The sequence below is a fragment of the Phyllobacterium sp. genome (assembly GCF_037994425.1).
Taxonomy (GTDB): Bacteria; Pseudomonadota; Alphaproteobacteria; order Rhizobiales; family Rhizobiaceae; genus Phyllobacterium.
In genome coordinates, this window is sequence record NZ_JBBNAM010000279.1 from 1 (window position 1) to 5,459 (window position 5,459).

Below are 5,459 nucleotides of genomic sequence, written 5' to 3' on the forward strand. Positions count from 1 at the left end.
CCTGCTTTCATGGCCTGGACAGACATCGGAATGTCGCCAAAGCCGGTGATGAATATTATGGGAATGTCGATTTCATCCAACGCAACGCGCTTCTGTAGATCCAAACCGCTAAGGTCCGGCAGATTAACGTCAAGGATGAGGCAACTTGGAGTAGCCATTTTGGGGTGCCAGAGGAACGATTCTGCTGATGCAAATGTTTGAGGCTGCCAACCTTCATGCCTGACCAATTCCTCGAGCGATTCACGCACCGAAATGTCATCATCAACAATATATACGGTTGGTACGATATCGGACATTGACAATGTCCCCAAGCCCTCGCTGTAACCGATATCAACATGCCTGACAGGTTTCCGCAACATGTTCATCATCATTCCTGTCGCAAAGCGGCATTGATCGCACCAAGAAGCGCCGTGTCACTGAATGGTTTGAACAGACATTCCACCGCGCCGAGTTTCAGCATTTGCGGACGAACCGCGTCATCACCATGAGCGGTGATGAAAATAATGGGAATCTTCGAACCACGTCGCTTCAATATCTGTTGGACCTCGGGACCGGACATGCCCGGCATGGCGATGTCGAGAATGAGGCACTCGGTTTTGTCAACCCAAGGGGATGCCAGAAATCCTTCGCCCGACGAGAACGCCTGGACTGCGAAGCCAAGTGCTTCCAAGAGGTCTGGCAGCGATTCACGCACAGATTGATCATCATCGATAATCGAGACAAGGGTACGTTTGGTCATCATCGATGCCTTATTTCGGTTCAGTATGCGTTAAAGAAGAAGATTGGATGGAACCCAGATTGTGGTCGGACGCCAGTGTGTCAGTTGCTTGGGGAATCCTGAAAAAGAAGCTAGATCCATAATCGTCATTTGACCTGGCCCAAAGGCGGCCACGATGGCTTTCGATGATGTAGCGACTGACGGATAATCCCATTCCCATACCTCCATCCTTGGTTGTGTAGAAAGCTTCGAAAAGTCGTTCCACACTTTGAGGATCAAGACCGGTGCCCGTATCCTGCACCGAAAGGCGCACGCCGCCCTCTTCGTCGAGTTCGGTTCGAACCAACAATCTCCTCGAACGATCCTGAACATCACTCATCGCGTCGGACGCATTAAGGATCAGGTTCAATATGACCTGCTGGAGCTGAACGCGATCACCCATGACAAGAGGCAAACCACCGTCCAGATCAGTTTGGACGTTCACGCGGTTGCGCTGAAGTTCGCTGGATGAAAGCGCGATTACTTCTCGTGCCGCTTCATTCAGATCGACGAATTCGGTCGTGGTGTCCTTATTTCCAAAGAGTGAGCGCAATCGCTTGATCACGTCACCCGCACGGTGTCCGTCTCTGATCGAGCGTTCAGCTGTTCTACGTGCACCTTCGAGGTTTGGAGGATCGGCGGCCAGCATCCGAAGACATGTGCTTGCATTGGTCACGATGCCCGTAAGAGGTTGGTTGACTTCGTGCGCGATGGAGGCGGTCAGGACGCCAAGAGTCGTAATGCGAGCCACATGGGCGAGCTCGGACCGCGCTTTCCCGAGGGCCTCCTCTGTCTGGTACGCTCGGGTGACGTCCTGGATTGAACCGATATAGGCCAGCTGACCATCCTTGTCGCGGGTCCCGTGGGCGACAAGGTGGAGGTGCTTTACCGACTTGTCTGGCATGCGCGCCCTGTAAACGTAGTCAAGGTCAGTTCCGGGTCCTCGCGCGATATCGACCATTTCCTGGACAAGCGGAAGGTCTTCAGGGTGGATACGGGAGGCGATCAATGCACTCGTTACGGTTACGCTCGGGTCAAGCTCGTAAATGCGAAAGGTTTGCTCCGAGAACTCGACAGTGTCCAGGTCCACACGCCAGTAGAAGCTCCCGGTCAGACTGAGATGCTGCGCCTCGCGCAGCCAGGCTTCGCTTCGCCGCAGGTCGGAGTAAAGCCGGGCATTTTCCAGCCAGATCGCTGCCTGGGATGCGAGAAAATCAAGTACCGCTACGCGGTCTGAGGTGAATACGGATGTGGTCAAATTGTTCTCCAGATAGAGCGCCCCGATCACCTTCGTCTGCTTGAAGATAGGAAGGCAAAGTACCGATCTGGGTCGGTTCTGGAGGAGATACTCGTCTTCAAAATTGAGTGCTTCGGTCGACGCATCATTGAGCACGAGACGTTCACGCGTCCGCAACACGTACTGGAGCGCCGATTGCGCGAGATCAGAGGGCGTTACCGGAAGCTTTTGAACAGTGACTTCGACCCGGCCGCGACTGGTCGTCGCTTTCGCTTCGATATGAGGCTCATCTGCGTCCAATAGAATAAGCAGGCCGCGCTCCGCTCCCGCGTGCTCCACCGCAAGGCGCATCAGCTTTTCGAGCAAACTCGGCAAAATCATCTCGCTCGAGAGGGTTTGCGAAGCTTTGTCCACGGTTGCGACATCAAGTTGCGTGACGGGCGTGTCAATCGTTGTGGTTGTGGATACGCGCAAGGCGCGTGCGGGCAGATCCGGGTAACGCATGTCAAGTTGTTTGACTTTGGCCAATCCACCCCACCGCTCATAGCAGTCGCGTGCATTGGAAAGGTAGGCATAGGCGACGGTGTCCAGGCCGCGCTCTGCGTAGAACTGGCCCGCCAGCTCGTTTGCCAGCCCCTCGTTGTGTACAAAGCCGTGCACGCGCGCCAGACGTACGGCTTCCTCGTAAAGCTTCTGGGCTTCGAGGTCCTTCCCGTCAATCCGCGCAATTTCCGCAGCTATCAATGCTCTGCGATTGGCGAAATTTTCCGGGCAGTTTTCGGCCCAGATATCGATCCTTTCATAGTGTTCGGACAGAGACTGCAAATGGCTGTCTCGTTGCTCCTTGGAGGCTGTATCAATTGCGGCAGCGCATGCGAGCGCGGCATAGAAGTTGTATTCCGCCTCCTCGATCGACGACCGCATCGTCCATTCGACCCCACGTACGTGGGCGGCCGCTTCCAACGCTGCCGGAATATCGGCCGCGAAATATCGTTCCTGCAGCCTGAATACCCAATGATAACACACCATCATGGCCAGCCCGGGCGCGCCCTCGACATTCTGACGGCCCCATTCTTCGTCGGCGGGCGTGTATTCGGTGGGTATACCACGAAGCATTTTGACCAAACCGAGCTGTCCTATGAAACGCTCTGCCGGAAGACCGAGCTGCAGCCCCTTGGCGAAAGTAAATATTTGATCGGCTTCCCGCTGCACCTCGCCCAGCGGCGCACCGGAAACCAGAAGGTGCGTGATCAGATTTCTGGCATTGTATGCGGCGAAGGCCATATCGCCCATGGATTTACCGACCTCAAAGGCATGCGTCATCATTGGCTGGCATAATGGCAGGTGCTCGATCCAGGGCATCGTGAATGCGGCAAAGCAGGAATAAACGCGGGCCTTGTAGCGGTCCGCACCGCGGCGCTGCACCAGCTGACACCCAAGTTTTCCGAGACTGTGAGCGGTCGTGTAGTCATTGAAATGCGAACCAAGCGCCATGTTCAGCGCGGAATAGGCTACACTCGAGCTCTCACAATTGCCGTGCTCGAGACTGAGGTTGGTCATGCGCAAAAGCACGAGTTCCAAAAGGTACCTGTCTACCGCGTATGCTGCGGGAAAAAGCTCCATCAGCACCGACATTGTGGCGATACAATTGGGATCGCTCATAGCGGGCAGCTCGATCAGATCTTCAATGGGACGCAGTGCCAGCTGGCGGTGCATCTCAAGATATTCTTGGCGCACTTCTGCCTCACCGGGCCGTGATGACCACATGATGCCCACGCGCGAGAGAAATTCCAGCGCAACCTCGACGGCGCGCTCATTCCTGCCGGTGGTGAAGTATAGCAAAAGGGATAGGCAAACAGCGTTGGCCTGGTCGGTCAGACCGCGTGTGTGTTCAAAGAGAGCGGCGAGCCGTTGCTCTGCCGTAACCAGTTCTCCTCCTACGATCTCGCATTCTGCCTGCTGCAATTCGAGGTCAAGCGTCAACTCGTACTGGTGCTCCCAGCTATCACGGCCCAGCAACGCACGGCCGGTGGCAAAATAGGTTTGCGCAGAGGCATAAGCGCCAGAAGATTTGGCGCGCTTTCCAGCGATCAAATTCAAATCCGCCACTCGCTCGCGTTCGGATGGGCTATTGATGGCATTACCGGATCTATTGAACTGACTAACTATCTCGAAAATATTGTCCTCGAGCTCGGCGGATGGCGTCTCAGACAGCAAGATCCTGCCGATCCGAACATGCGCGGCGTCGCGATCGGCGTGCGGGATCAATGCATAGCTGGCTTCCTGAACGCGGTCGTGCGTAAAGGCAAAGGTGCTACCTGCGTGGAAGAGCAGTCCAGCCTGAACGGCATCTTTGAATGTTGCGCGAACCTGGTCGTCCGACTTTTCCAAAACGCGTGCGAGCATCCCTTCATTTGCAGCGCTCCCGAGACACGCCAGCAATCCCAATGCCTTCTGGGTTGCGAATGGAAAACGATTGAGCTTTGCCGACATCAGCTGAGCCACATTATCGGTGATGCCCTTGGCGCGGATCAGACGGATGTCCCAATGCCAGCTTGAGCTTTCGGGATCGAATGTAATCAGCCGCTCGTCAGCCAGGGCCGTGATGAATTGAATCGCGAAGAACGGATTGCCTCCCGTCTTCTCAAGCAACAGCTTTGCCAGCGGGCGCGTCTTTTGAGTGTCCGCAACAAGAGCGTCGGCACACAGCTGTGCCAAATGAGCGGCCTTCAACGGACCAAGCTTGATTTCGGAAATTGCTCCTCGTGAATGGCGAATTGATGTGAGCGTATTGGATAACGGATGTTCCTCGCCAACCTCGTTGTCACGATAGGCCCCGATGATCATCAAGTGATGTGCATGCGGATCTGTGATCAGGCGCTCCAGCAGATCCAGCGTTGCCGTATCCAGCCATTGAAGATCGTCGATAAAGATCACAAGCGGATGTTCGGGCTTGGCAAAGACGCCCAGGAAGTTACGGAATACCAGATGGAAGCGAGCCTGTGCGGTTTGTGGATCAACCGGAGGTATAGGAGGCTGCTCGCCGAGGATGATAGCAAGTTCTGGTATCAGGTAGACCATGAGTTGCCCGTTTGGACTCAAAGCCGCCAACAGCTCTTTGCGCCACCCCGCCAGTTCCGCGTCGCTTTTACTGAGCAGTTGGCGAACAAGTCCCTGAAACGCCTGGGCTAGCGTTGCGTAAGGAATATTGCGCTTATACTGGTCGAATTTGCCGACAGCAAAGAGAGCGCGTTGCGGCACCAGCACCTTGTGTAGTTCATTGACGATGGAAGACTTTCCGATACCGGCATAACCCGACACAAGCACCAGCTCACACGCGCCGTCGACCATGGACCGCCTGGCAGCTGCGAGCAGAACTGCAATCTCGGCCTCCCGGCCATAAAGCTTCTCGGGTATCAGCAGCTGATCTGAGACATCGTTCTGGCCGACGAGAAAATCGTCGAT

General features: G+C 55.3%; 3 protein-coding genes. All 3 read right to left on the reverse strand.

The features are described 5' to 3' along the window. Positions 1-296, reverse strand: a 296-nt coding sequence (locus AAAB35_RS19195; RefSeq protein ID WP_340669880.1) for a response regulator, incomplete at its 3' end; no start/stop codon positions are given. A 71-nt stretch (positions 297-367) separates the two neighbouring features. Further along, positions 368-742, reverse strand: coding sequence for a response regulator (locus AAAB35_RS19200; protein WP_340669881.1), 375 nt, complete (start codon positions 740-742; stop codon positions 368-370). Between the two features lie 7 nt (positions 743-749). Further along, positions 750-5,459: AAA family ATPase (locus tag AAAB35_RS19205; protein WP_340669882.1), on the reverse strand; the 4,710-nt coding region annotated here is incomplete at its 5' end.

Bases quoted from the DNA above. Each gene is read 5' to 3' on its own strand.
- AAAB35_RS19200 (WP_340669881.1), bottom strand. From the start codon at position 742: ATGATGACCAAACGTACCCTTGTCTCGATTATCGATGATGATCAATCT.